Genomic DNA, 25,197 nt, shown 5'->3' on the forward strand with positions numbered 1-25,197 from the left:
ACATAAGTCGCTGTGACCGACGCCGTTCGCCTCGATGACCTCGCCCGGCCCCGATTCAGCGCCGAGGCCCAGCAGATCCTGGACATGATGGCCACGCTGGCACCGGACTGCCCGCTGGACTCCGACGCGCTGCACTTGCGCGCCAGCGCGGACACCGGGCTCGACGACTTCGGCCCGTCGGACTATCGGGAGCGGCTCGACGTCTACCTCGCCGCGCTGCGCGACATCGACGGCCTGCACGGGGCCGGGGTCGTGAACTTCTACGGCCAGTTGCTGCAGCTGCTCAAGAACCGGCTCCTGCTGACCGACCTGCTGCGGCGGCATCCCGAGATCGACGACCTCGAGTTGCAACCGCCGGTGGTGATCGCCGGCCTGCCCCGCACCGGCACCACTCATCTGCACAACATGCTGGCGGCTCCAGCCACCTTCCGCACCATGCCCTACTGGGAGAGCGTCGAACCGTTTCCCCTGCCGGCCGAGGCCGGCATCGAGCCGGACCCACGGCGCGCGCGAATGGACGTCGCGGTCGGGGTGATCAACACCGTGATGCCACATTTTCCGCTCATGCACGAGATGACCACCGACCACGTCCACGAAGAGATCCAACTGCTCGCCAACGACTTCTCGACCATGCTGTTCGAGACGCTGGCCGACGTGCCGCGCTGGCGTGACTACTACCAGGCGCACGACCAGACGCCGCACTACGAGTACCTCGCCCGGCAACTCAAGGCCATGCAGTTCTTGCGTGGAGGGCGGCGCTGGCTGCTCAAGTCGCCGCAGCATCTCGAGCAGGTGCCGGTGCTGACACGCGTATTTCCCGGCAGCATAGTCGTTTTCACGCACCGCGACCCGGTGCCGGTGGCTCTCTCGATGATCGCGATGATCACCTACTCGGCGCGAATGCACCGGTCGCCAGTGCCCGTGCAGGAGATCGCGGCGTCGTGGATCGACCGCCTGGACGACATGCTTTCCGCCCTCGTGCGCGACCGGGACACCATCGGCGCGGAACGCTCGATCGACATCCGATTCGACGACTTCATGGCCAACGAAGTCGGTGTGGCCGAGCGGGTGTATGCCCTGGCCGGCGAGCCGTTCACCGGCGACGTCCGAACGGCGATCGACGATTACCTGTCCGGGCATCAGCGGGGGCGGCTGGGCAACGTCTCGACGTCCTGCGCGATGTTCGGGCTGGACGAGGTCGACCTGCGCGGTCGCTTCGCACCGTATGTCGAGCGGTTCCTGGCCTAACCCGCGGCGGGCCGCTACGTTCTCAAGCTATGGTCGCTATGCCCGCGCTGGACGGTGTCGAACACAGGTATGTGGATCTGGGCGGCGGTGTGACGATCCATGTGGCGGACGCGGGTCCGGCCGATGGGCCGGCGGTGATGCTGGTGCACGGCTTCCCCCAGAACTGGTGGGAATGGCACAACCTGATCGGGCCGCTGGCCGCCGACGGCTACCGCGTGCTGTGCCCGGACCTGCGCGGTGCGGGGTGGAGTTCGGCGCCCCGTTCGAGTTACACGAAGACCGAGCTGGGCGACGACTTGGCGGCCGCCCTGGATCGATTGAATGTCCAGACGGTCAAGCTCGTCGCGCACGACTGGGGCGGACCGGCCGCGTTCATCATGATGCTGCGCCACCCGGAAAAGGTGACCGGGTTCTTCGGAGTGAACACCGTGGCGCCCTGGGTGAAGCGCGACCTGCGGGCGGTACGCAACATCTGGCGGTTGTGGTACCAAATCCCGATCTCGTTGCCGGTCATCGGCCCACGGGTGATCGGTGACCTCGACTCGCGGGCGAGCCGTCTGCTGGGCTCATGGGTCGGTGGCGGCTACGCGCTGCCCGAGGATGACCTCCGCCTCTACACCGAGTGCATGCGTCAGCCCGGCCACGCGGAGGCGGGTTCGCGGTGGTATCGCAGCTTCCAGTCGGGAGAGATGATGCGCTGGATGCGCGGCGAGTACGACGAGGCCCGCGTCGAGGTCCCGGTCCGCTGGCTGACCGGAACCGAGGACCCGGTGATCACGCCCGACCTGACCGACGGATATGCCGAGCATATCGGCGATTTCAAAGTGGAGCTGGTCGACGGCGTCGGCCATTGGATCGTCGACCAGCGCCCGGACCTGGTGCTGGACCGCGTCCGAGCCTTCCTGCGCGGCGAAGCGTAAACCTCAGGGCTTGACGAGGATGCGGATGGGATTGCCCTGCTGGCGTTCGAGCATCTCGATGCCGTGCGACAGGTCTTCCAGGGCGACAATCTCGCTGATCGACCGCGAAATGTCCAGGCGCCCAGACGAAACCAACTTCGCCAGGGTCTCGATGTCGACGTTCTGATAGCCCAGGTGGCCGAGCACTTGCTTGCGGGTCAAACCGAACAGGGAGGTCGGTCCCACGGTCGGTGCCTCGGCGCTCATCCCGACGCCCACCAGCCGGCCTCCCGGGGTGAGGCAATCGAGCCCCTGCTCGAACGTCGCCTTCAGGCCGACGGCGTCGAAGGCCACGTCCAGCAGGCGGCCGCCGGTGGCCTCGGCGATCTTGTCCCTGAGGCCGTCGTCGCGGGAGTCGAACGCGTAGTCGGCTCCGACGGCCCGGGCACGCTCCAAGACAACCGGGTTGACGTCGACGGCGACGATCGGTACGGCGCCGACCAACCGCGCGAGCTGGACGATGTGGGTGCCCAGCCCGCCGACGCCCCACACACCGACCGACTCGCCGACCGCGACCTTTCCCGTCCGGACGACGGCGCCGAACGGGGTGGACACCGCGTCGGCCAGAATCGCGGCCTGTTCCAGCGGCACGTTGTCGGGCACCCGGGTCAGCCCGGCCGCCTGCGCCAGCGTGTATTCGGCCCACGCCCCGTCGTAGGCGAAGGCCATCAACTGGATGCGCAGGCAGTTCACCACGTCGCCGCGCCGGCAGTTCGGGCAACGTTGGCAGGGCCGGCCGGCCGCAACCACGACGCGGTCGCCCTCGGCCCAGCCGGTCACCTCCGGCCCCAGTTTGGCGATGGTGCCCGACGCTTCGTGGCCCTGGGTCACCACGGGCTGCTGCGCCGGAAAGGTCCCGTTGATGAGGCTCAGGTCGGAGTGGCAGATACCGCAGAAGGCGACCTTGACCAGGACCTCACCCGGGCCGGGCTCGGGTATTGGAACATCCTCGAGCGCAATCCTTTTGGTGTCTGCGTAGAAGCGCTCGGCGCGCATCGTCGTCGCCATGGGCTAGTCGACGCCGATGGTGACTTCCGTGGATTTGATGAACACGGTTGCGGGCTGGCCGACCTGGAGTCCGAGATCGGTGGCGGCGTCCTTGGTCACGGAGGAGGTGATGACCTGGTCGCCACCGTCGAGCTTGACCTTCACGACCGCCATCACGCTGCCGAGGTCGACCTCGGTGATGGTCCCTTTGAGTTGATTTCGGGTCGAGAGCCGCATCGTGAGGTCCTCCGTCTGGGTTGAGGGATCTGCGATTGAGCCTAGCCCGGTGACGATGCGGGCCGGAACGGCCGGCTGAGGAGGCGGGCGATTGAACCTAGCCCGGTGACGATGCGGGCCGGAACGGCCGGCTGAGGAGGCGGGCGATTGAACCTAGCCCGGTGACGACGCGGGCCGGAACGGCCGGCTGAGGAGGCGGGCGAGTGGACCTAGTGTCGCGGGCCCAGCAGGGCTATGGAGGCGTCGACGGCCGGCTCCACGATTCCCCGCACCGGTTGTCCGTCTTCGACGGCAAGCGCGGTCAGTTCGCGCAAGCCGCCCAGCAGGATGACGGCCAGGGGGGCGGTCAGCGGCGGCAGCTCGGCCCGCTGGAAGCCCGGGCTGGCGCTGAGGTCGATCAGCAGGCTGGACAGCAGCTGCAGGCCGCGGCGCTGCACCGGGCGGGCGGCGGCGCCGAGCGAGGGAAGCTCCCGGATCCAGCTCAGCGTGAGGGCCGGCCGGGACTCGATGTAACCCACGTATGCCTCGACGGCCTGACGAATCTGCCGGTGCCAGTCGGCCTCCGGGTCGACCGCCGCCGCGATGCACTCGCCCAGCCTTTCGATGTCGGCCCCCAGCAGCTCCAGGAAGCACTCTTCCTTGCTCGCGAACTGGTCGTAGAAGGTGCGCTTGGATGTCCGGGCGTTACGGACGACGTCGGCGACGGTGCTGGCGCGGTAGCCGCGCTCCGCGATCGACGTGGCGAGGCCCTCGAGCAACCTGAATCGAAACGGGTCGTCAAGGACCCCTTCGTCTGCCGTTGCTGTCGCCGCTGATGGCACGACCGGCGCCCCTTTCGATAACTGCGGCACCCTTGTCAGGCTGTGGTACCTCAGAGTACCGTAACTCGGAAAGGTTCTGGTACACGGCAGTACCACCCCGGTGCCCCGGGGCCAATATGGGGAGCAGTCCGCCATGAGTGAAGTAGTCACCGCCGCACCGGCAACCGCGGCCGTCAGGCTGCCCCCCGCCACCCGACTGCCGAAGTTGTTGCAGGGGTTGGGTTTTGCGGTGTCGCGACGGGGCATGATTCAGCGGCTGGCCCGCCGCCACGGCGACGTCTTCACGCTGAACCTCCCGATCTATGGCCCGGTCGTGGTGGTCGCCGACCCGCAACTGGCCAAGCAGATCTTCACCACCAGCCCGGACGAGCTCGGCAACATCCAGCCGAACCTGAGCCGACTGTTCGGCTCCGGGTCCGTGTTCGCGCTCGACGGGGAGGACCACCGCCGCCGGCGGCGACTGCTGGCGCCGCCGTTCCACGGCAAGAGCATGAAGAAGTACGAGGCGATCATCGAAGAAGAGACCCTGCGGGAGACCGCAAGCTGGCCGGAGGGTGAGGCCTTCGCAACGCTGCCGTCGATGATGCGCATCACGCTGAATGCCATCCTGCGCGCCGTATTCGGGGCCGAAGGCGCCGAACTCGACGAGCTGCGCCGGCTCATACCGCCGTGGGTCACGCTGGGCTCACGGATGGCGACGATGCCCAAACCCCAACGCAGTTACGGGCGCTTTACCCCGTGGGGGCGCCTGGACGAATGGCGCCGCCGATACGACACGATCATCGACAGGCTGATCGAAGCCGAGCGGGCCGACCCGAACTTCGACCAACGCAGCGACGTGCTCGCATTGATGTTGCGCAGCACCTACGACGACGGTTCGGTCATGTCGCGCAAGGACATCGGCGACGAACTGCTCACCCTGCTGGCCGCCGGGCACGAAACGACGGCCTCCACGCTGGCCTGGGCGTTCGAGCGGCTGACTCGGCATCCGGACGTGCTGGCGACGCTGGTCGAGGAGGCCGACGACGGCGGACAAGAGCTGCGCCAGGCGACCATCCTGGAAGTGCAGCGCGCCCGGACGGTCATCGACTTCGCCGCCAGGCGCGTCTACCCGCCGCGGTATCAGCTCGGGGAATGGGTCATTCCGCGTGGCCAATCGCTCTTGGTGAGTATCGCGCGAATCCACGAGAACCCCGACGTTTTCCCCAATCCGGGGCGTTTTGATCCGCAACGTTATGTCGGGACCAAACCGTCGGCCTACGCGTGGATCCCGTTCGGTGGCGGCACCCGTCGCTGCGTGGGGGCCGCCTTCGCCAACATGGAGATGGATGTCGTGCTGCGAACCGTGTTGCGGCACTTCACCATCGAGACCACGACGGCGCCCGGCGAGCGGTGGCACGGCCGCGGCGTCGCCTACACGCCGAAGGACGGCGGACGGGTCGTGGTGCGCCGGCGATGAGCTGAGGCGCTCCGCCTACTGGCCCGCGGTGGCCCGGCGCGGCAGTTTCCAGCCCGGCCGGATGTAGTGGCAGGTGTACCCGTTCGGGTAGTGCTGCAGGTAGTCCTGGTGCTCGGGCTCGGCCTCCCAGAAATCCCCGGCGGGACTGACCTCGGTGACGACCTTGCCGGGCCACAGCCCGGAGGCCTCGACGTCGGCGATGGTGTCCAGCGCGATGCGCTTCTGGTCCTCGTCGAGGTAGAAGATGGCCGACCGGTAGCTGGGTCCGCGGTCGTTGCCCTGGCGGTCTTTCGTTGTCGGATCGTGGATCTGGAAGAAGAACTCCAGCATGGTGCGATAGTCGGTGACGGCCGGGTCGTAGACGATCTCGATGGCCTCGGCGTGCGTGCCGTGGTTGCGGTAGGTCGCATTCGGGACGTCGCCGCCCGTGTAACCGACCCGCGTCGAAACCACGCCCGGCTGCTTGCGGATGAGTTCTTGCATCCCCCAGAAACAGCCGCCTGCCAGGATCGCTTTTTGGGTTGCCATTGCTCGTCCTCCTCACGGGCCACGATGCCGCCCAGGCTACACTCCGCCGATGAGCCGCAACGTCGCGACGATCTCGGGAAATGCCGACACATGACGACGCAGGAATTCACTCGCAACGAACTATCGGCCGCCTTCCAGAAGTTCGAGGAGACAGTGGCCCGGGCCGCCGAAACCCGCGACTGGGACGCCTGGGTCGAGCAGTACACGCCCGACGTCGAGTACATCGAGCATGCGGCCGGCACGATGCGCGGCCGCGACGAGGTCCGCGAGTGGATCAAGCGCACGATGACGACCTACCCCGGCAGCCACATGGTGGCCTTCCCGTCGCTGTGGTCGGTCATCGACGAGGCACGCGGACGGATCATCTGCGAACTGGACAATCCCATGCGCGACCCCGGGGACGGCAGCGTCATCAGCGCCACCAACATCTCGATCGTCACCTACGCGGGGGACGGCCTGTGGCGCCGTCAGGAAGACATCTATAACCCGCTGCGTTTCCTGCGCGCCGGCATGAAGTGGTGCCGCAAGGCCCAGGCGCTCGGCACGCTGGACGACGATGCCGCGCGGTGGATGCAGGAAAACGGCGGCGGACAACCATGACAGAAGGGGACTCATTGAGCACCAAACCCAAACTCGTCATCGGCGCCAACGGCTTCCTGGGTTCGCATGTCACCCGTCAGCTCGTCGCCGACGGTTTCGAAGTGCGCGCCATGGTGCGCCCGAACGCCAACACCCGCTCCATCGACGACCTCGAGCTGACCCGCTTCCACGGGGACGTCTTCGACGACACCACCGTCCGCGAAGCGATGGACGGTGTCGACGACGTCTATTACTGCGTCGTCGACACCCGCGCATGGTTGCGCGATCCGGCGCCGCTGTTCCGCACCAACGTCGAAGGCCTGCGCAACGTCCTCGATGTCGCCGTCAAGCGCCCCGACCTGCGCAGGTTCATCTTCACCAGCACCTACGCGACGGTGGGCCGGCGGCATGGGCACGTGGCGACCGAGGACGACGTGATCAGCCCGCGGGGGCTAACCCCCTATGTCCAGTCCAGGGTTCAGGCCGAGGACCTGGTGATGCGGTACGTGGCCGAGGCCGGGCTGCCCGCGATCGCGATGTGCGTCTCGACGACCTATGGCAGCGGTGACTGGGGCGGCACACCGCACGGCGCCTTCATCGCCGGCGCGGTCTTCGGCAAGCTGCCCTTCCTGATGAACGGCATTCAGCTCGAAGTCGTCGGCGTCGATGACGCCGCGCGGGCCATGATCCTCGCCGCCGAGCGCGGGCGCATCGGTGAGCGTTACCTTGTGTCCGAGCGGATGATCGCGCTGAACGACGTCGTACGCATCGCCGCCGACGAGGCCGGAGTGCCGCCGCCGCAACGCTCGATCTCGGTGCCGATGCTCTATGCCCTGGCCGCGGTGGGCACCTTGAAGGCCCGGCTCACCGGCAAGGACTCCGAACTCAGCCTGGCGTCGGTCCGCATGATGCGCGCCGAGGCCGACGTCGACAGCAGCAAGGCCAAGCGCGAATTGGGTTGGCAGCCGCGCCCGGTCGAGGAATCGATCCGCGAGGCCGCCCGGTTCTGGGCCGCCATGCGCACTCCGCGAAAGAACGCTCCGGCCGCGCAGTCCGAGTAGGTCCGGACCGTGGACCGCATACGCGTCGATCTCCATGGGCCGCCGCAGACGACGCTGGCGACGCTGTACGCCAAGGCGCTGGACGCGGACGCCTGCCCGTCGATCCTCGGTGACCACTTCGCGAAGGCCGCGGTGGCACGCATCGAGTACGACTGGGACACAACGACGATCGATGCGCGCCGGGCGCCGTCGGTCGCCGTCCGCAGCAAACACTTCGACACCTGGGTGCAGCAGTTCCTGGCCGCGCATCCAGAAGCGGCCGTCCTGCACGCGGGCTGCGGTCTGGATGCCCGCGTCTACCGTCTGGATCCACCGCCCGGGGTGCGGTGGTACGACGTCGACTATCCCGACATCATCGATCTGCGTGAACGGCTGTATCCCGGCCGAACGAACTATCGGATGCTGCCGGCCTCGGTCACCGATCCGTCGTGGCTGGCCGAGGTACCCGCCGACCGCCCCACCCTGTTCATCGCCGAGGGACTGACGATGTACCTGAACAAGGACGACGGGCCGGCGTTGCTTCGCCGCGTCGTCGATCGATTCCCTTCCGGCGAACTGCAGTTCGACGCCTTCAACACCTTCGGCATTCGCACCCAGTTCATCAACGCGGTGGTCCGCCGCTCCGGGTCGAAACTGCACTGGGGTATCGACGGGCCAGGCGACATCCTCGACACCGTTCCCGGAGTGCGCCTGCTGGCATGGGAGTCGGTCTTCGACAGCGACACCTTCGACCTGGTGTCCCCGCTCGCGCGCCGGGTGGGCAGGGTGATGGCGAAGGTGCCGACATTGCGGACGATGGCGCAATATCACCGCTACGCATTCGGGCACCCTGATCGGGAAGTGTCGGGCCCCGGCTCGTGTTGAACCCGCTATCGGCGTCTAGGAGGAGACCATGAGCCACCCCGAAATCAAAGAACCCAACGCTGGCCACCCGATCAGCATCGAGCCGACGAAGGGGCGGGTCCAGGTCCGCGTCAACGGCGAGCTGGTCGCCGACACGACGGCCGCCCTCGAATTGCGCGAGGCCACTTTGCCCGCGGTGCAATACATTCCGATGAGCGACGTGGTGCAGGACCGGCTGACCCGCACGGACACCAGCACGTATTGCCCCTTCAAGGGTGAAGCCAGCTATTACAGCGTGACCAGCTCGGCCGGCGACACCGTCGAGGACGTGATCTGGACCTACGAGCAGCCTTATCCGGCGGTCGCGGCGATCGCCGGGCATGTCGCGTTCTACCCGAACAAGGCCGAAATCAGCGTCTCGGCGGCCTAGCAGATCCACCCGGGCAGCGCGACCTCGTGGGCTCGGGTATCGCTGTACAGCCGCATCGAGACGATCAACCCGTCGCGGGTGTCGAAGATGCAGACGAACGGGCTGTCGTACTCGACGCCGGCGGTGGTGGTGCCGTTGGCCTGTGCCTCGACCACCACCGTTTCCCCCTCGTTGACACAACGCACCAGGTCGAGGGTGATCTCGAGTTCGCGCTTGCGCCGCTCGACCACCCGCCGAAAGGTCTCCTTGTCGCAGGAGGCGCGCGTGACGAGTGACCAGTAGGTGAAGTCGTCGCTGAGCAGCGCGAAGCCCTCGTCGAGGTCGCCCCCCTCGCTCGTATTCTGCAGAAACATCCAGGCCAGTTCGCCCTGCGGGTCATCGAACGGCGTCATCACATCGCAATATTGACTTGGCACATCGTTAACGGTCAATCGGAGAGTCGGTCGGTGGAAATCGCGCGCACGGTCACGTTCCCCGGGGCGGTCAGCTTCGGGCACACGTTGGCGCCGCTTCGCCGCGGTTTCGGGGATCCCTGTTTTCACGCGTCCGGTGACGGTGCGATCTGGCGGACCAGCCTGTTGCCCACCGGGCCGGTCACCGCCCGGATCACGCGCGCGACCGCCAACGCCGCCCGCTGCGTGGCATGGGGCAGCGGGGCGCCCGAGTTCGTCGAACGGCTGCCCGCGCTGCTGGGCTCCGAGGACGACGCGTCGGATTTCGTGCCCAGGGACCCGATCGTCGCCGATGCGCGTCGCCGCGTTCCGCACTTGCGCCTGGGCCGCACCGGGCTGGTGCTTGAGGCTCTGATCCCGGCGATCATCGAGCAGCGGGTGCCGGGTGCCGACGCGTTTCGGTCGTGGCGCCTGCTGGTGTCCAAGTACGGCTCGCCGGCGCCGGGACCGGCGCCGGCGCGGATGCGGGTGCCGCCGCCGGCCGAAGTGTGGCGATACATACCGTCGTGGGAATTCCACCGCGCCAACGTCGACCCGAGGCGCGCGCAGACCCTGGTGGCGTGCGCGCGGCGGGCCGCCTCGCTGGAACGGCTGGCAGCCCGTCCGGCCGCGCAGGCCCGCAAGGCGTTGACCTCGCTGCCGGGTGTGGGGGAATGGACCGCCGCCGAAACCGCGCAACGGGCGTTCGGGGACGCCGACGCGCTGTCGGTCGGCGACTACCACGTCCCGAAGATGATCGGCTGGACGCTGGTGGGCCGCCCGGTCGACGACGCCGGCATGCTTGAACTGCTCGAGCCGATGCGACCACACCGGCACCGGGTGGTCCGGTTGCTCGAGGCCAGCGGGCTGGCCTACGAGCCGCGGCGTGGCCCGCGACTGCCGGTGCAGCACATCGGCGAGCTCTAAACGTGGTCATGGCCTCGCCGGGGCCGCGTTTTCGGCACCGGTCACCGGGTACCCACTGCGGAGACGTGACCGTGTGCGAAACGGAGGAAATCGATGACACAGTTCACCATCCCAGGGCTCACCGACAAACAGGGAGCGCGGCTGACCGAACTGCTGCAAAGGCAATTGAGTACCTACAACGATCTTCACCTGACGCTCAAGCACGTTCACTGGAATGTGGTGGGGCCCAACTTCATCGGCGTGCACGAGATGATCGACCCGCAGGTGGAGGCCGTTCGCGGTTTCGCCGATGACGTCGCCGAGCGCATCGCCGCCCTCGGCGGATCACCCCAGGGCACGCCGGGAGCGATCATCAAAGACCGCACCTGGGACGACTACTCGGTCGGCCGCGACACCGTGCAGGCCCACCTGGCCGCGCTCGACTTGGTCTACACCGGCGTCATCGAGGACATTCGCAAGTACATCGAGGAGACCGAGGAGCTCGACCCGGTCACCCAGGATCTCTTGATCGACCAGGCCGGGAACCTGGAGAAGTTCCAGTGGTTTGTCCGCGCCCACCTGGAGAGCGCAGGCGGCAAGCTGACCCACGAGGGTGCCGCCACCGAGAAGGACGCCGCCGGCAGCGCGCGCAGCGCTTCCTAATTGGCCGTCGAATCATTGTGTTGCGCGCCGTTTTTGGGCGTGAGAACGTTGACCCGGTCGCCTGCGGCAAGCCGCAGGGTCGCGTCGGCATCGATGAGCCGCCGGTTGTGCAGGACCGACACGGCGAAGTGACCGTCCGGCCACTCGAGGTCGCCTAGGGTTCGGCCGACGGCCGCCGAGTCACTCGCCAGGGTGTGTTCGACGATGCAGTACCCGTCCAGCTGGCTGTGCGGGTCGTGTTCGGGGACCGCGGCTTGCGGATCGGCCCATTCGGCGGCCTGGTGGCCGGCCGCGACGCCGGGCTGGGCGTCGGCGAAGTAGGCGCTGAGCGCTCGCAGCACGTTCTGATTTGTCAGCCAACCCTGGACGGACCGGACCTCGGTGTCGATGACCGGAAGGCCGTCGCGGCCGTAGAGCACGAGTTGGCGCAAGGCCTGAGCGAGGCTGTCGTTGGCGAACAGCGCCTGCGGTTCCCGGATGCGGGTGACGGGGCCGAGCAAGCCCGTCAAGTCGCGGTCGTTGTTGCCGACCGGGCTGGTCAGATCCACCGGAACGGCAAACCGGTGCATCGCGTCGGCCGCGGTGAGGTCGGCGAAGGCGTTGCTGGGGGTGGGTCGGTCGATGTCGATGCCCCGGCGCAACAGCTTGGTGGTGTAGATGGTGCCGTAGGAAAGGCCGCGGGATACCGTCGTGCCCACGGCGACGGCCAACATGACCGGCAGGGTGAGGGTGAAATCCCCGGTCATCTCGACGGTGCTCGCCAGCGCCGTGAGCGGGGCGCGCGCGGCCGAGGCGAACACGGCGCCCATGCCGACAATGGCGTAGAGGGCGGGGTGCCCGACGGCCGTGCCGATCGTGTGCTGGACGAACAGCCCGAACGCCATGCCCGAGGTGGCCCCGACGAACAGCGAGGGAGCGAATACACCGCCCGATCCGCCGATGCCGATGGTCAGGCTGCACGCCAGCATCTTCCCGGCGGCGAGGAGCAGCAAGAACCACAGCGCGTAATGGCCGGCGAAGGCGGCGTACATCACCGGGTAGCCGACACCGTAGAGCTGCGGCACCGCCAGCAGCAGCAGGCCGAGCACGATCCCGCCGACCGCCGGCCGCGCCCAGTCGGGGCGCCCGCCCCAGACCCGGTCGCATAGGTCCTCGGTCTTGTACAGGACGTTCTTGAAGAGGATCCCGATGAGCCCCGCGATTGCCGCGAGGAGCGCCACCAGCAGGTAGTTGGCGATGTGATTCAGTTCGATGCCGGCGGGCAGCTCGGTCAGGAAGGGGGCCGAGCCGAAAAACACGCGGGCGACGACGTCGGCGACCATCGACGACAGCATGATCGTGAAGATCGCCTCCACGGACAGTTCGCGCAGGATCAGCTCGACGGCGAAGAAGACGCCGGTGATGGGGGCGTTGAAGGTGGCCGAGATGCCGCCGGCGGCGCCGCAGGCCACCAGCACCCGCAGCCGGTTCTCCGGCATCCGCACCCATTGGCCGAAGCCGGACGCCATCGCCGCGCCGATCTGCACGATAGGCCCCTCGCGGCCGACCGATCCGCCCGTACCGATGCACAGCGCGGAAGCCAGCGCCTTCACCACCGTCACCTGCGGTCGGATCCGGCCACCGTTCTCAGCGACCGCGATCATGACTTCTGGTACGCCATGGCCGCGAGCCTCCTTGGCGAACCGCGAGATCAATGGTCCGTACAGCAAGCCACCGACGACGGGGATGACTACGAAGAAGCCGATTCCCAGCCAGGGTAAATGGTTGGAGCCCACCCAACCTTCTTGGCCGAACTCGTCGTGCCCGGTCGCCAACCAGGTGAATCCGTAGATCAGGTACCGGAACGCTACCGCGCCAAGCCCGGCGCCGAGCCCGACGACGATCGCGACGCAGAATAGTCCGAGCCTGTTCGCGCGCATCCAGCCGGCGAACCGGCCCAGCGAGTTGGACACCGGCCGGCTCCTGCGCAGCGGAGCGGCCGTCGGTTTTTGCCCCATCCACGCATCCTTCCCCCGACGGCCTCACTTCGCGCGTTGACCGATTCACAATCAGCAGGCCCATAACCATCTACGACAGCAAATATTGCCTTACGCAACTATTCGCCGGTCGAGGGGCGTGCTACCGGAATAATCGGACCGCAGTCCGGTTATACGGGTAGTTCTGATTACGGAGGTCACATGCCCGCCATCACCGCCAACACGCTGACGCTGCCGCGCATCGGCGCGGCAGTCCCCGCCGACACCGAGCGCCCCGTCCGGTCGATCACCACCGGGCCGCGCGGCTACGAGGGGGAGGGCTTTCCCGTCGTCCGTGCGTTCGCCGGGGTCGGCGCTGCCGCCCTGGACCCCTTTGTGCACATGGACCAGATGGGCAAGGTGGAATACCAGCCGGGCGAGCCGAGGGGCACCGACTGGCACCCACACCGCGGGTTCGAGACGGTCACGTACATGATCGACGGCAAGTTCGCCCACCAGGACTCCCACGGCGGCGGCGGACTGATCACCGACGGCGCCACGCAGTGGATGACCGCGGGCTCGGGCATCCTGCACATCGAGACGCCGCCCGCCGAACTCGTCGACAGCGGCGGCCTCTTTCACGGCATCCAGCTGTGGGTGAACCTGCCGAAGAAGGACAAGTTCGCGCCGCCGAGGTACCAGGCCATCGAGGGTGGCGACGCAAAGTTGATCGCATCCGATGACGGCGGGGCGCTGGTCCGCATCATCGCCGGCGAGGTGGACGGCCACCGGGGGCCCGGCGTCACCCACACGCCGATCACCCTCGCGCACGCCACGATCGAAAAGGGCGCCCGCCTCAACCTTCCGTGGCGGCGTGATTTCAATGCGCTGGTGTATGTGTTGTCCGGCAGCGGATATGTCGGTCCGGTCGCGCACCCGATTCGCGAGGGTCAATTGGGGGTGCTGGGACCCGGAGATCGGATCACCGTCGGGGCCGACCGGGCGCAGGAATCGGCGCGCACAGCGGCGATGGATGTGCTGCTTCTGGGCGGCCAACCCATTCGCGAACCCGTATTCCACTACGGGCCTTTCGTGATGAACTCACGGGCCGAATTGGTCGAGGCGGTGCAGGACTACCAGGCCGGGAAGTTCGGCAGCATTCCGCCGAATGCGCTGATGCCGCACCATGGCGGTGGCACACTTTAACGATGTCTTCAGGGGTGGGGCGCAGGCCAGGGCGCCCCCCTGCCGCCAAGGCCGATGAGACGCGGCAACGAATCATGCAGGCCGCTCGGCTGGTGTTCAGCGAACGCGGGTACGACGGCGCGACGTTTCAGGCGATCGCCGCTCGCGCCGATCTGACCCGTCCCGCGATCAACCATTACTTCTCCAGCAAGCGTGTCTTGTATCGCGAGGTGCTGGAGCAGACCAACGAAGCCATCATCGGGACCGGTCTCAAGCAGGCCGAGCGGGAAATCACATTGGTCGGGCGGCTGACGACATTCATCTCCGCGGCGGTGCGGGCCAATTCCGAGCATCCCTCGGGGTCGGCGCTGATTATCAGCGCAATACTCGAGTCGCAACGGCACCCGGAATGGAACAGAACCGAAAACGAGTCGGTGCGGATTGTTCGGGAATTCCTGGTGCGGGTCGTCCACGACGCGATCGCGCGCGGTGAGGTCGTCGCGGACGTCGACGCGCCGGCGTTGGTCGAGTCGCTGGTTGTCGTCCTGTGCGGGGTGGGCCTGTACGCCGGTTACGTGGAGAGCTACCAACAGATGCTCGCCGTGACCGGAATGCTGCGGCAGTTGCTGGAGGGCGCGCTCTGGCGGCCGGGGTCCTAGGCGCCCTTGGCGCAGTGAAGTTGCGCACAAAGCGTATAGGCTAACTAACTTATCCCGGTAGCATGGTCGGGTCATGACTGATCTGGATGAGTCGTTACCGCCTTCCCTGAGATCTGCCGGCGACAGCTGGGCCATCACCGAACTCGTCGGTGCCACCGCGCTGGGCGTTGCGGCGTCGCGGGCGGCGGAAACCGCCGGACGCGACCCGCTGATCCGCGACGAGTTCGCGCGCGTGTTGGTCTCGTCGGCCGGTCCGGCATGGGCCCGGCTCACCGATCCAGAGATGGGCTGGCTCGACGGCGATGAGCAGGGACGCCGCGCGCATCGCCTCGGCATCGACTATCAGGCGGTGCGGACCCACTTCTTCGACGACTACTTCGCGGACGCCGCGTCGGCCGGGATTCGCCAGGTGGTCATCCTGGCCGCCGGGCTGGACGCGAGGGCCTACCGCCTGAACTGGCCGGACGGCACCGTCGTCTACGAGATCGACCAGCCCAAGGTGCTCGAGTACAAGACCGGCATTCTGCAGCAGCAGGGCGCCGCACCCACTGCACACCGCCGTCCGGTCGCTGTCGACTTGCGCGACGACTGGCCGGCGGCGCTGGTCGCCGCGGGATTCGACCGGACCCGCCCGACCGCCTGGCTGGCCGAGGGCCTGCTCCCGTACTTGCCAAGCGACGCGCAAGACCGCCTCTTCGAACTCTTCACCGCCCTCAGCGCCCCGGGCAGCCAGGTCGCCATCGAGGCGTTCGGCCTGAACTCCCGGAGCAATTCGCAGCGCCGGCTGCGGATGCGGGAACGGCTCGGCCTGGATGTCAACGTGCAGGCGCTGACCTATCACGAACCGGACCGGTCGGACGCGGCCCGGTGGCTGAGCGACCACGGCTGGCAGGTACACACCGTGGACAACCGCGACGAAATGGCCCGGCTGGGCCGCCCGGTTCCCGAAGACCTGGCCGAAGATGCGGTGCGCAGCACGTTGCTGCGGGCGCGTCTCGGCGAGCCGACCGCCTGACTTCCCCCAAACCCGAGGAGCACCGCGATGAGTTCCCTGCGCACCCACGACGACACCTGGGACATCAAGACCAGTGTCGGCAGCACGGCGGTGATGGTCGCCGCCGCCCGGGCCGTCGAAACCGAACGGCCCGACCCCCTCATCCGCGACCCGTACGCCAAGCTGCTGGTCACCAACGCCGGCGCCGGCGTGTTGTGGGAGCACATGCTGGATCCCGACGTCGCGGCCAAGGTGGAAGCCCTCGATGAAGAGGCCACGGCGCAGCTCGAACACATGCGCAGCTACCAGGCGGTGCGCACCCACTTCTTCGACACCTACTTCAACGATGCGGTCGCCGCCGGCATCCGGCAGGTCGTGATCCTGGCGTCCGGCCTGGATTCACGCGCGTACCGCCTCGACTGGCCCGCGGGCACCGTGGTGTACGAGATCGACCAGCCCCAGGTGCTCGAGTACAAGTCCGCAACGTTGGCGGAGCACGGGGTGACGCCCTCGGCCGACCGTCGCGCGGTGGCGATCGACCTGCGGCAGGACTGGCCGGCCGCGCTGCGCGCCGCGGGGTTCGACCCGGCGGCGCGTACCGCGTGGCTGGCCGAGGGTCTCCTGATGTACCTGCCGGCCGAGGCGCAGGACCGGCTGTTCACCCAGATCGGCGAGCTGAGCCCGCCCGGGAGCCGGGTGTCGGCGGAGACCGCGCCCGCGCACGCCGACGAGCGTCGGCAGCAGATGCGTGAGCGGTTCCGGAAGGTGGCCGACGAGCTCGGCATCGAAGAGACCGTCGACGTCGGGGAGCTGATGTACCGCGACGAGCACCGGGCGGACGTCACGGACTGGCTCAACGGCCACGGCTGGCGCGCGCGAGCGCAGCGCTCGACGGACGAGATGCGCCGGCTGGGCCGCTGGAACGAGAACGTCCCGCTGGCCGACGACGACGACGCCTTCTCCGACTTCGTCATCGCCGAGCGGGTGTAGCCCGGGCGCACCGGTCGCCGGGCCAGATCCTTTCTACTGCTCTCCCAACCGGATGGTTAGGATCGCGGTAATCACCCATTGAGCGCGCGCGCGACGAGCAGCGGGCGCCCCCGGGATGACCGAAGCAGGGGAAGGACAACGATGACCACCGAATCGGTTACACCCAAGACATCCGCCGCCAACGGCGCGCCGGCGCCGCAGCCGGCGAACATCCCCGCGACGGTCGAGCGGCTGCGCAAGACCTTCGCCACCGGGCGCACCCGCGACATCGAGTGGCGCAAACGGCAGTTGCTGCAGCTGGCCAAGCTGATGGAGGAGAACGAGGCGGCCATCGCGGCCGCTCTGGCCGAGGATCTGGACCGCAGCCCGTTCGAGGCGTTCATCGCCGACGTCGCGACCACGGCCGGCGAAGCGAAGTATGCGGCCAAGCGGGTGCGCAGGTGGACGCGCCGCAAATACCAGCTGCTCGAGATGCCGCAGCTGCCCGGCCGCGGATGGATCGAATTCGAGCCCTACGGCACCGTGCTGATCATCGGCGCGTGGAATTACCCGTTCTACCTGACCCTGGGGCCCGCGGTCGGCGCGATCGCCGCGGGCAACGCCGTCATTCTCAAGCCCTCGGAGATCGCCGCGGCGTCCGCGCACCTGATGGCCGACCTGGTGCCCAAATACCTCGACAACGACGCGATCGCCGTGGTCGAGGGCGACGGTTCGGTCAGCCAGGAGCTCATCGCGCAGGGCCTGGACCGCGTGCTGTTCACCGGCGGCACCGAGATCGGCCGCAAGGTCTACGAAGGCGCCGCGCCGCACCTGACGCCGTGCACGCTGGAACTCGGCGGCAAGAGCCCGGTGATCGTGGCGGCCGACGCCGACGTGGACGTCGCCGCGAAGCGGATCGCCTGGATGAAGCTGCTGAACGCCGGGCAGACCTGCGTCGCCCCCGACTACGTGCTGGCCGACGCCAAGATTCGTGACGAGCTGGTGGACAAGATCGGCGCGGCCATCACCAAGTTCACGTCGGACAAGCCCGACGGAATGCGGATCGTCAACCAGCGCCAGTTCGACCGGATCAGCGGCTACCTGGCCGGTGGCGACGGGAAGGTCGTCGTCGGCGGGAAGTGTGACCCGTCGAGCCTGCGCATCCAACCCGCCGTCGTGGTCGACCCCGACCCGAACGGCCCGCTGATGCAGAACGAGATCTTCGGGCCCGTCCTGCCGGTGATCACGGTCCAATCCCTCGACGACGCAATACGTTTCGTCAACTCCCGGCCCAAGCCGCTGTCCGCCTACCTGTTCACCAAGACTCGCGAGACCCGCGAACGGGTGATCAAGGAGGTGCCGGCCGGCGGCATGCTGGTCAACCACCTGGCCTTCCAGGTGTCGACGGCCAAGCTGCCGTTCGGCGGTGTCGGCGCATCGGGGATGGGCGCCTACCACGGGCGCTACGGCTTCGAGGAGTTCAGCCACCGCAAGTCGGTGCTGACCAAGCCGACCCGGCCCGACCTGTCGAGCTTTATCTACCCGCCGTACACCCCGCGGGCCTTCAAGATGGCCCGCCGAATGTTCTGATCGCCCGAAACGCTTACTAGGACCTAGTTTTCACCTGAGAGAGGAACCTGATGCCCGGAGTGCAGGATCGCGTCATCGTCGTCACCGGAGCCGGTGGGGGACTGGGCCGTGAATACGCCCTGACCCTTGCCCGCGAGGGCGCCAGCGTCGTCGTGAACGACCTCGGCGGCTCCCGCGACGGCACCGGCGCCGGACACAACATGGCCGACCACGTCGTCAATGAGATCAAGGACGCGGGTGGCCGGGCGGTCGCCAACTACGACAGCGTCGCCGACCCCGAGGGCGCGGCCAACATCATCAAGACGGCGCTCGACGAGTTCGGCGCCGTCCACGGCGTGGTGAGCAACGCCGGGATCCTGCGTGACGGCACCTTCCACAAGATGACGTTCGAGAACTGGGACGCCGTGCTCAAGGTGCACCTGTACGGCGGCTACAACGTGCTGCGGGCCGCCTGGCCGCATTTCCGCGAGCAGAGCTATGGCCGGGTCGTCGTCGCCACCTCCACCAGCGGCCTGTTCGGCAACTTCGGGCAGACCAACTACGGCGCGGCGAAGCTCGGCCTGGTCGGCATGATCAACACGCTGGCGCAGGAGGGGGCGAAGTACAACATCCACGCCAACGCCGTCGCGCCGATCGCGGCGACCCGCATGACCGAGGACATCCTGCCCAAGGAGGTGCTCGAGAAGCTGACGCCCGAGTACGTCGCGCCGGTGGTGGCGTATCTGTGCACGGAGGAAAACGCCAACAACGCATCGGTTTTCGTCGTCGGCGGCGGAAAGGTCCAGCGGGTGGCGCTGTTCCAGAACGAGGGCGCCAACTTCGACAAGCCGCCGTCGGTGGAGGACGTCGCCGCGCACTGGGCGGAGATCGACGACCTCTCGGCGGCCAAGCAGGCCAACTTCAAGCTGTAGCGGTCGGCGGCCGGGGCCGCGTGGCTCACGTCAGGCGAGCAGCGCCTGGCGCAGTCGATCCACGTCGGCCTCCGTGATGCCCGCGTCGCTCAGATAGGCGTCCAGCGAACCGAATTGCTCGTCGATCGTCTGGCGCGCCGCGGCCAGGTACTCGGGCCGGACGCCGAGGACACCGTCGGACAGCCGCGCTTCGGTGAAGGTCATCACCTCCGGTGTCAGCTCGGTCTCCGAGCGCTGCTGGATCATCTCCGAGATCCGGCCCCGCAGCTCCGACACGGCGTCATTGCTGCGCAGGTAGTCCGCGACGATGGCGTCTTGGTCGATGCCGACGGTCTCCAGCACCGTCGCCACCACGAAGCCGGTGCGGTCCTTGCCCGCGAAGCAGTGGGTGAGGACGGGCCGCCCGGCGGCCAGCAGCGTGACCACGCGGTGCAGCGCGCGCTGGGCGCCGTTGCGGGTGGGGAACTGGCGGTACTCGTCGACCATGTAACGGGCGGCGGTGTCGTTGATGGACTCGTCGGGCTCGCCGTTGGTCATCAGTTGCCGGAACGCGTGCTCGTGGGGGGCGTCATCGTCCTCACCGGCGTCGTCGGCGAGGTCCGGGAAGGGCAGCAGGTGGACGTCGACGCCGTCCGGAACCCGGCCGGGGCCCCGGCGGGCGACCTCACGGGCGGCGCGCAGGTCGGCGACGTCGGTGATGCCCAGCTCCCTCAACGTCGACCGGCCGTCGTCTTCCAGGCGGCTCAGCTCGCTGGACCGGAACAGCCGGCCCGGCCGTAGCGTGCCCACACCGTCGGCGACGTCGCGAAAGTTCCACGCGCCGGGCAACTCCCGGAGGGTCGCCCTACCCATGTGCGGTGACCGCAGCGGCGAGCGGGGACTTCTCCCCGCCGAGTTCGGCGCGGGCGATGGTCCGCATGTGCACCTCGTCGGGGCCGTCGAACAGGCGCATGGCCCGATGCCAGCCGTACGACCGGGCCAGCACCGTGTCCTCGCTGACCCCGGCGGCGCCGTGCACCTGGATGGCGCGGTCGATCACATCGCAGGCCACTTGCGGCGCGACGGCCTTGATCTGCGAGACCAACGTGTGGGCGGCCTTGTTGCCGTGTTGGTCGATCGTCCACGCCGCCTTGTGGCACAACAGCCGGGCCTGATCGATCTCGTTGCGCGACTTGGCAATCGCCTCGCGCACCACGCCCTGCTCGGCCAGCGGGCGGCCGAACGCCACCCGCTTCTGCGCCCGATCGACCATGAGGGCCAGGGCGCGCTCGGCGCCGCCGAGCGCGCGCATGCAGTGGTGGATGCGTCCCGGGCCGAGCCGGGCCTGGGCGATGGCGAAGCCGCCGCCCTCCTCACCGAGCAGGTTGGTGACCGGGACCCGGACGTTGTCGTAGATGATCTCGCAGTGGCCGGGCTGGTCCTGGTAACCGAAGACCGTGGTGGAGCGGACGACCGTCACGCCGGGGGTGTCGATGGGCACCAGCACCATCGACTGCTGCTGGTGGCTCGCCGCCTCGGGGTTGGTACGGCCCATGACGATCAGGATCTTGCAGCGCGGGTCCGACGCGCCGGACGTCCACCACTTGCGGCCGTTGATCACGTAGTCGCCGCCGTCGCGGACGATGGACGTCTCGATGTTGCGCGCGTCGCTGCTGGCGACCGCGGGCTCGGTCATCGAGAAGGCGCTGCGGATGTCGCCGCCCAGCAACGGCTCCAGCCATTGCTTGCGCTGCTCCTCGGTGGCGAACAGGTGCAGGGTTTCCATGTTGCCGGTGTCGGGCGCCGCGCAATTGAGGGCCTCGGGCGCGATCTCCAGGCTCCAGCCGGTGATCTCGGCCAGGGGAGCGTATTCCAGGTTGGTCAGCCCCGACTCGGCCGGCAGAAACAGGTTCCACAGCCCGCGCTCTTTGGCCTTGGTCTTCAGCTCCTCGATGATCGGCGGGACGGTGTGGTCGTCCGGGCCGGCCTCTTGCCGGTACTTGTCGTAGTCGGCCTCGGCCGGGAAGACGTACTCGGTCATGAAGTCGGTCAATCGCTGGTGGTAATCGTTGGCTTTGGCCGACATCGCGAAGTCCATGCCGTCACCATAGGACACGTGCGACGACGCCCGATATGGCGAGTCGCGTTGCTGCACTTTCGCGACACTGAAACCCCGCCTCCGACTCGCCGCGACGAGCATGCGTGGCTTCCAGTCTCGCGGTCGCGGAGCGCACGATGGATGCCATGAGCGAATCCCGTCCGCCGTTCCCCCCGTTCACCCATGAGGCGGCGTGCGAGAAGGTGCAGGCCGCCGAGGACGCCTGGAACACCCGCGACCCGCACCGCGTCAGCCTGGCGTACACGCCGGACTCGCAGTGGCGCAATCGCGGCGAACACGTCGTCGGCCGCGACGAGATCGTGGCGTTTCTGACCCGCAAGTGGCAGCGCGAACTCGATTACGCGTTGCGGAAAAGCTTGTGGGACTTCCACGACAACCGCATCGCCGTGCGGTTCCAGTACGAGTGCCGCGACGCGAGCGGCCAGTGGTACCGCAGCTACGGCAACGAGTTGTGGGAGTTCGCCCCGTCCGGCTTGATGGCGCGCCGCGAGGCCAGCATCAACGACGTCCCGATCGACGAGTCCGAGCGCCGTTACTTCGGGCCCCGGCCGGCGGCGGAGCACGGCCGAGACATCCCGCTCTGGTAGCCGGCGGTCCACAACGTCGCCTTGTGACTCCACAACGCGGCGGGCGCTACTGCGTTCGCCCCGGCTGACGAACCATCGACGGGAGCCGATCGGTCACGGCGTGGGTATCCCGCCCCGGTCGATCGCACGTCCGGGGCGGATTCCGGCAGGCGTTAAGGTAGCGAAGCGTGCGGCCCCCAGCGGCGGCACATCCAAAACGGCAGGAAAGTGCGGGAAGCAGATGTACGCGCCATGACAGATGCGCAGACGACGGTAGGGGTGGTCGCCGAGTCCGCGGCCGACGAACGGCGGGTCGCGCTGGTGCCCAAGGCGGTGGCGGCGTTGACCGGCAGCGGTGTGGCGGTAGTGGTCGAGTCGGGCGCGGGCGAAGGCGCGCTGCTTCCGGACGAGCTCTACACCGAGGCCGGCGCCACCATCGGCGACGCGTGGTCCGCCGACATCGTCGTGAAGGTGGCGCCGCCCACCAAAGAAGAGGTCGCCAGGTTGCGCCGCGGGCAGACCCTGATCGGTTTCCTGGCACCGCGCAACGCCGACAATTCGATCGGCGCGCTCACCGAGGCCGGCGTGCAGGCGTTCGCGCTCGAGGCCATCCCGCGGATCTCCCGGGCCCAGGTGATGGACGCGCTCTCGTCGCAGGCCAACGTCGCCGGCTACAAGGCCGTGCTGCTGGCGGCCTCGGAATCGACGCGGTTCTTCCCCATGCTGACGACCGCGGCGGGCACCGTGAAGCCGGCCAGCGTACTGGTGCTCGGTGTCGGGGTCGCCGGGCTGCAGGCGCTCGCGACGGCCAAACGGCTGGGCGCACGAACCTCCGGGTACGACGTGCGTCCGGAGGTGGCCGATCAGGTGCGCTCGGTGGGCGCGCAATGGTTGGACGTGGGCATCGACGCGGCCGGTGAGGGCGGGTACGCCCGTGAGCTCACCGACGACGAACGGGCCCAGCAGCAGCAGGCGCTGGAAAAAGCGATCAGCGGTTTCGACGTCGTGATCACCACGGCCCTGGTGCCGGGCAAGCCCGCCCCGCGGCTGGTGACCGCCGCCGCCGTGGAGGCGATGAAGCCGGGCAGCGTGGTGGTGGACCTGGCCGGGGAGACCGGCGGCAACTGTGAGCTCACCGAGCCGGGGCAGACCGTCGTCAAGCACGACGTGACCATCGCCTCGCCGCTGAACCTGCCGGCCACGATGCCCGAGCACGCCAGCGAGCTCTACAGCAAGAACATCACCGCGCTACTGGACTTGTTGATCACCGACGGCAAGCTGGCCCCCGACTTCGACGACGAAGTCGTCGCGGCGGCCTGCGTCACTCGTGCCGGGAAAGAAGACGCATAGATGTACGACGAGCTATTGGCCAACCTCGCGATCCTGGTGCTGTCCGGGTTCGTCGGGTTCGCGGTCATCTCCAAGGTGCCCAACACGCTGCACACGCCGCTGATGTCGGGGACCAACGCCATTCACGGCATCGTGGTGCTGGGCGCGCTGGTGGTGTTCGGCGAGGTCGAGCACCCCTCGCTGGCCGTGCAGATCATCCTGTTCGTCGCGGTGGTGTTCGGCACGCTGAACGTCATCGGCGGCTTCATCGTCACCGACCGGATGCTGGGCATGTTCAAGGGCAAGAAGAAGGCCATGCCCGCCAAGACCGAGGAGCCGGCGGCGAAATGAATTATCTCGTCACCGTCCTCTACATCGTTTCGTTCGCCCTCTTCATTTATGGCCTGATGGGCCTGACGGGTCCCAAGACCGCGGTGCGGGGGAACCTGATCGCCGCGGTGGGCATGGCCATCGCCGTGGCCGCGACGCTCATCAAGATCCGCCACACCGAGTCCTGGGTGCTGATCATCGCCGGTCTGGTCGTGGGTGTTGTGCTGGGCGTCCCGCCCGCACGGCTGACGAAGATGACCGCCATGCCGCAGCTGGTGGCGTTCTTCAACGGCGTCGGCGGCGGCACCGTCGCGCTCATCGCCCTGGCGGAATTCATTGAAACCAAGGGCTTTTCGTCCTTCCAGCATGGCGAGTCGCCGACCGTGCACGTCGTGGTGGCGTCGTTGTTCGCCGCCATCATCGGGTCGATCTCCTTCTGGGGCTCGATCATCGCGTTCGGCAAGTTGCAGGAGATCATCTCCGGGTCGCCGATCGGCTTCGGCAAGCTGCAGCAACCGATCAACCTGCTGCTGCTCGTCGCCGCGGTGGCGGCGGCCGTGGTGGTCGGGCTGCACGCGCACCCGGGCACCGGCGGGGCGTCGCTGTGGTGGATGGTCGGCCTGCTGGCCGCCGCCGGTGTGCTCGGCCTGATGGTGGTGCTGCCGATCGGCGGCGCCGACATGCCGGTCGTCATCTCGCTGCTCAACGCGATGACCGGGCTGTCGGCCGCGGCGGCCGGCCTGGCGCTCAACAACACCGCGATGATCGTGGCCGGCATGATCGTCGGCGCCTCCGGCTCGATCCTGACCAATCTGATGGCCAAGGCGATGAACCGCTCCATCCCGGCGATCGTCGCCGGGGGCTTCGGCGGTGGGGGCGTGGCGCCGGGCGCCGGCGGGGACGGCGGCGACAAGCACGTCAAGGCGACCTCGGCCGCGGACGCCGCGATCCAGATGGCCTACGCCAACCAGGTGATCGTGGTGCCGGGGTACGGCCTGGCCGTCGCCCAGGCCCAGCACGCCGTCAAGGACATGGCGTCGCTGCTGGAGGAGAAGGGCGTCCCGGTCAAGTACGCGATCCACCCGGTCGCGGGCCGGATGCCCGGGCACATGAACGTCCTGCTGGCCGAGGCCGAGGTCGACTACGACGCCATGAAGGACATGGACGACATCAACGACGAGTTCGCCCGCACCGACGTCGCGATCGTCATCGGCGCCAACGACGTCACCAACCCGGCGGCGCGCAACGAGCAATCCAGCCCCATCTACGGCATGCCCATCCTCAACGTGGACAAGGCCAAATCGGTGATCGTGCTCAAGCGGTCGATGAACTCGGGGTTCGCGGGCATCGACAACCCGCTGTTCTACGCCGACGGCACGACGATGCTGTTCGGGGATGCGAAAAAGTCGGTGACCGAGGTCGCCGAGGAACTCAAAGCGCTATAAGCGCTTACAGGGTT

At 68.0% G+C, this 25,197-nt stretch carries 27 protein-coding genes; 19 read left to right on the top strand and 8 right to left on the bottom strand.

The window, feature by feature from the left end; genetic code table 11:
- Positions 1 to 12: 12 nt before the first annotated feature.
- Together G6N51_RS19995 and G6N51_RS20000 are read left to right on the top strand one after the other, a co-directional pair.
- Positions 13 to 1,248 (top strand): sulfotransferase family protein, encoded by a 1,236-nt coding sequence (locus tag G6N51_RS19995; RefSeq protein WP_083173581.1) that lies wholly within the window; start codon positions 13 to 15, stop codon positions 1,246 to 1,248.
- A gap of 29 nt (positions 1,249 to 1,277) precedes the next feature.
- The gene (locus G6N51_RS20000; protein WP_083173582.1) at positions 1,278 to 2,168 is read left to right on the top strand and encodes an alpha/beta fold hydrolase; all 891 of its coding nucleotides are present in this window, start codon (positions 1,278 to 1,280) and stop codon (positions 2,166 to 2,168) included.
- Between the two features lie 3 nt (positions 2,169 to 2,171).
- On the opposite strand, the gene G6N51_RS20005 is transcribed toward G6N51_RS20000, so the two are convergent.
- The 3 genes from G6N51_RS20005 to G6N51_RS20015 form a co-directional block, all read right to left on the bottom strand.
- Entirely contained in the window at positions 2,172 to 3,215 is a 1,044-nt protein-coding gene (locus G6N51_RS20005) for a zinc-binding dehydrogenase (protein ID WP_083173583.1), read from the bottom strand.
- 3 nt (positions 3,216 to 3,218) lie between these two features.
- Positions 3,219 to 3,431, bottom strand: a complete 213-nt coding sequence (locus G6N51_RS20010; protein ID WP_083173584.1) for a TOBE domain-containing protein — start codon at positions 3,429 to 3,431, stop codon at positions 3,219 to 3,221.
- A gap of 209 nt (positions 3,432 to 3,640) precedes the next feature.
- A complete protein-coding gene (locus G6N51_RS20015; RefSeq protein ID WP_083173585.1) occupies positions 3,641 to 4,252 on the bottom strand; it encodes a TetR/AcrR family transcriptional regulator in 612 nt (203 codons plus the stop codon).
- A gap of 133 nt (positions 4,253 to 4,385) precedes the next feature.
- On the opposite strand from G6N51_RS20015, the gene G6N51_RS20020 reads away from it, so the two are divergent.
- The gene (locus G6N51_RS20020) at positions 4,386 to 5,711 is read left to right on the top strand and encodes a cytochrome P450 (RefSeq protein WP_083173586.1); all 1,326 of its coding nucleotides are present in this window, start codon (positions 4,386 to 4,388) and stop codon (positions 5,709 to 5,711) included.
- Between the two features lie 15 nt (positions 5,712 to 5,726).
- Here the strand turns inward: G6N51_RS20020 and msrA are convergent, their stop codons facing one another.
- The gene (msrA, locus tag G6N51_RS20025; protein ID WP_083173587.1) at positions 5,727 to 6,239 is read right to left on the bottom strand and encodes a peptide-methionine (S)-S-oxide reductase MsrA; all 513 of its coding nucleotides are present in this window, start codon (positions 6,237 to 6,239) and stop codon (positions 5,727 to 5,729) included.
- Positions 6,240 to 6,329: 90 nt separating this feature from the next.
- On the opposite strand from msrA, the gene G6N51_RS20030 reads away from it, so the two are divergent.
- The 4 genes from G6N51_RS20030 to G6N51_RS20045 are packed head-to-tail and all read left to right on the top strand — an operon-like array spanning position 6,330 to position 9,152.
- Positions 6,330 to 6,839 (top strand): nuclear transport factor 2 family protein, encoded by a 510-nt coding sequence (locus G6N51_RS20030; RefSeq protein WP_083173588.1) that lies wholly within the window; start codon positions 6,330 to 6,332, stop codon positions 6,837 to 6,839.
- Positions 6,836 to 7,879 (top strand): NAD-dependent epimerase/dehydratase family protein, encoded by a 1,044-nt coding sequence (locus G6N51_RS20035; protein ID WP_163750765.1) that lies wholly within the window; start codon positions 6,836 to 6,838, stop codon positions 7,877 to 7,879. The genes G6N51_RS20030 and G6N51_RS20035 overlap by 4 nt, the downstream gene beginning before the upstream one ends.
- Positions 7,880 to 7,888: 9 nt before the next feature.
- Positions 7,889 to 8,743 carry a class I SAM-dependent methyltransferase gene (locus G6N51_RS20040; protein ID WP_372510196.1) on the top strand — a complete coding sequence of 285 codons (855 nt, stop codon included), beginning with the start codon at positions 7,889 to 7,891 and terminating at the stop codon, positions 8,741 to 8,743.
- Between the two features lie 28 nt (positions 8,744 to 8,771).
- Positions 8,772 to 9,152 carry a DUF427 domain-containing protein gene (locus G6N51_RS20045; RefSeq protein WP_083173590.1) on the top strand — a complete coding sequence of 127 codons (381 nt, stop codon included), beginning with the start codon at positions 8,772 to 8,774 and terminating at the stop codon, positions 9,150 to 9,152.
- On the opposite strand, the gene G6N51_RS20050 is transcribed toward G6N51_RS20045, so the two are convergent.
- Positions 9,149 to 9,544 (bottom strand): nuclear transport factor 2 family protein, encoded by a 396-nt coding sequence (locus G6N51_RS20050; protein WP_232078442.1) that lies wholly within the window; start codon positions 9,542 to 9,544, stop codon positions 9,149 to 9,151. The genes G6N51_RS20045 and G6N51_RS20050 overlap by 4 nt on opposite strands.
- A gap of 54 nt (positions 9,545 to 9,598) precedes the next feature.
- Here G6N51_RS20050 and G6N51_RS20055 point away from each other — a divergent pair, with 54 nt between their 5' ends.
- Both G6N51_RS20055 and dps read left to right on the top strand, forming a co-directional pair.
- Complete coding sequence (locus tag G6N51_RS20055) at positions 9,599 to 10,510, top strand: DNA-3-methyladenine glycosylase family protein (protein ID WP_083173592.1); 912 nt, start codon at positions 9,599 to 9,601, stop codon at positions 10,508 to 10,510.
- 93 nt (positions 10,511 to 10,603) lie between these two features.
- Entirely contained in the window at positions 10,604 to 11,152 is a 549-nt protein-coding gene (dps, locus tag G6N51_RS20060) for a DNA starvation/stationary phase protection protein Dps (RefSeq protein WP_083173593.1), read from the top strand.
- Here the strand turns inward: dps and G6N51_RS20065 are convergent.
- Positions 11,149 to 13,149, bottom strand: a complete 2,001-nt coding sequence (locus tag G6N51_RS20065) for a chloride channel protein (protein ID WP_083173594.1) — start codon at positions 13,147 to 13,149, stop codon at positions 11,149 to 11,151. The genes dps and G6N51_RS20065 overlap by 4 nt on opposite strands.
- Positions 13,150 to 13,329: 180 nt before the next feature.
- Here G6N51_RS20065 and G6N51_RS20070 point away from each other — a divergent pair, with 180 nt between their 5' ends.
- From G6N51_RS20070 to G6N51_RS20095, 6 genes are all read left to right on the top strand, one after another.
- Positions 13,330 to 14,313, top strand: coding sequence for a pirin family protein (locus tag G6N51_RS20070; protein WP_083173595.1), 984 nt, complete (start codon positions 13,330 to 13,332; stop codon positions 14,311 to 14,313).
- A 2-nt stretch (positions 14,314 to 14,315) separates the two neighbouring features.
- Complete coding sequence (locus G6N51_RS20075; RefSeq protein ID WP_083173596.1) at positions 14,316 to 14,951, top strand: TetR/AcrR family transcriptional regulator; 636 nt, start codon at positions 14,316 to 14,318, stop codon at positions 14,949 to 14,951.
- A gap of 73 nt (positions 14,952 to 15,024) precedes the next feature.
- Complete coding sequence (locus G6N51_RS20080) at positions 15,025 to 15,966, top strand: class I SAM-dependent methyltransferase (RefSeq protein WP_083173597.1); 942 nt, start codon at positions 15,025 to 15,027, stop codon at positions 15,964 to 15,966.
- Between the two features lie 36 nt (positions 15,967 to 16,002).
- Entirely contained in the window at positions 16,003 to 16,935 is a 933-nt protein-coding gene (locus tag G6N51_RS20085) for a class I SAM-dependent methyltransferase (protein WP_142275102.1), read from the top strand.
- A 141-nt stretch (positions 16,936 to 17,076) separates the two neighbouring features.
- Positions 17,077 to 18,504 carry an aldehyde dehydrogenase family protein gene (locus G6N51_RS20090; protein WP_083173599.1) on the top strand — a complete coding sequence of 476 codons (1,428 nt, stop codon included), beginning with the start codon at positions 17,077 to 17,079 and terminating at the stop codon, positions 18,502 to 18,504.
- A 50-nt stretch (positions 18,505 to 18,554) separates the two neighbouring features.
- Positions 18,555 to 19,415 (top strand): SDR family oxidoreductase, encoded by an 861-nt coding sequence (locus G6N51_RS20095; RefSeq protein WP_083173600.1) that lies wholly within the window; start codon positions 18,555 to 18,557, stop codon positions 19,413 to 19,415.
- Positions 19,416 to 19,445: 30 nt separating this feature from the next.
- On the opposite strand, the gene G6N51_RS20100 is transcribed toward G6N51_RS20095, so the two are convergent.
- Positions 19,446 to 20,267, bottom strand: coding sequence for a tyrosine-protein phosphatase (locus tag G6N51_RS20100; RefSeq protein WP_083173601.1), 822 nt, complete (start codon positions 20,265 to 20,267; stop codon positions 19,446 to 19,448).
- Positions 20,260 to 21,480 carry an acyl-CoA dehydrogenase family protein gene (locus G6N51_RS20105; protein WP_083173643.1) on the bottom strand — a complete coding sequence of 407 codons (1,221 nt, stop codon included), beginning with the start codon at positions 21,478 to 21,480 and terminating at the stop codon, positions 20,260 to 20,262. The genes G6N51_RS20100 and G6N51_RS20105 overlap by 8 nt, the downstream gene beginning before the upstream one ends.
- Positions 21,481 to 21,638: 158 nt before the next feature.
- On the opposite strand from G6N51_RS20105, the gene G6N51_RS20110 reads away from it, so the two are divergent.
- From G6N51_RS20110 to G6N51_RS20125, 4 genes are all read left to right on the top strand, one after another.
- Entirely contained in the window at positions 21,639 to 22,100 is a 462-nt protein-coding gene (locus tag G6N51_RS20110) for a nuclear transport factor 2 family protein (protein ID WP_083173644.1), read from the top strand.
- A gap of 231 nt (positions 22,101 to 22,331) precedes the next feature.
- Positions 22,332 to 23,429, top strand: coding sequence for a Re/Si-specific NAD(P)(+) transhydrogenase subunit alpha (locus G6N51_RS20115; RefSeq protein WP_083173602.1), 1,098 nt, complete (start codon positions 22,332 to 22,334; stop codon positions 23,427 to 23,429).
- The gene (locus G6N51_RS20120; RefSeq protein ID WP_083173603.1) at positions 23,430 to 23,759 is read left to right on the top strand and encodes an NAD(P) transhydrogenase subunit alpha; all 330 of its coding nucleotides are present in this window, start codon (positions 23,430 to 23,432) and stop codon (positions 23,757 to 23,759) included. It abuts the gene before it with no gap.
- Positions 23,756 to 25,183 carry an NAD(P)(+) transhydrogenase (Re/Si-specific) subunit beta gene (locus tag G6N51_RS20125; RefSeq protein ID WP_083173604.1) on the top strand — a complete coding sequence of 476 codons (1,428 nt, stop codon included), beginning with the start codon at positions 23,756 to 23,758 and terminating at the stop codon, positions 25,181 to 25,183. The genes G6N51_RS20120 and G6N51_RS20125 overlap by 4 nt, the downstream gene beginning before the upstream one ends.
- Positions 25,184 to 25,197 lie beyond the last annotated feature (14 nt).

The organism is Mycobacterium paraseoulense (assembly GCF_010731655.1).
Classification (GTDB): Bacteria; Actinomycetota; Actinomycetes; order Mycobacteriales; family Mycobacteriaceae; genus Mycobacterium; species Mycobacterium paraseoulense.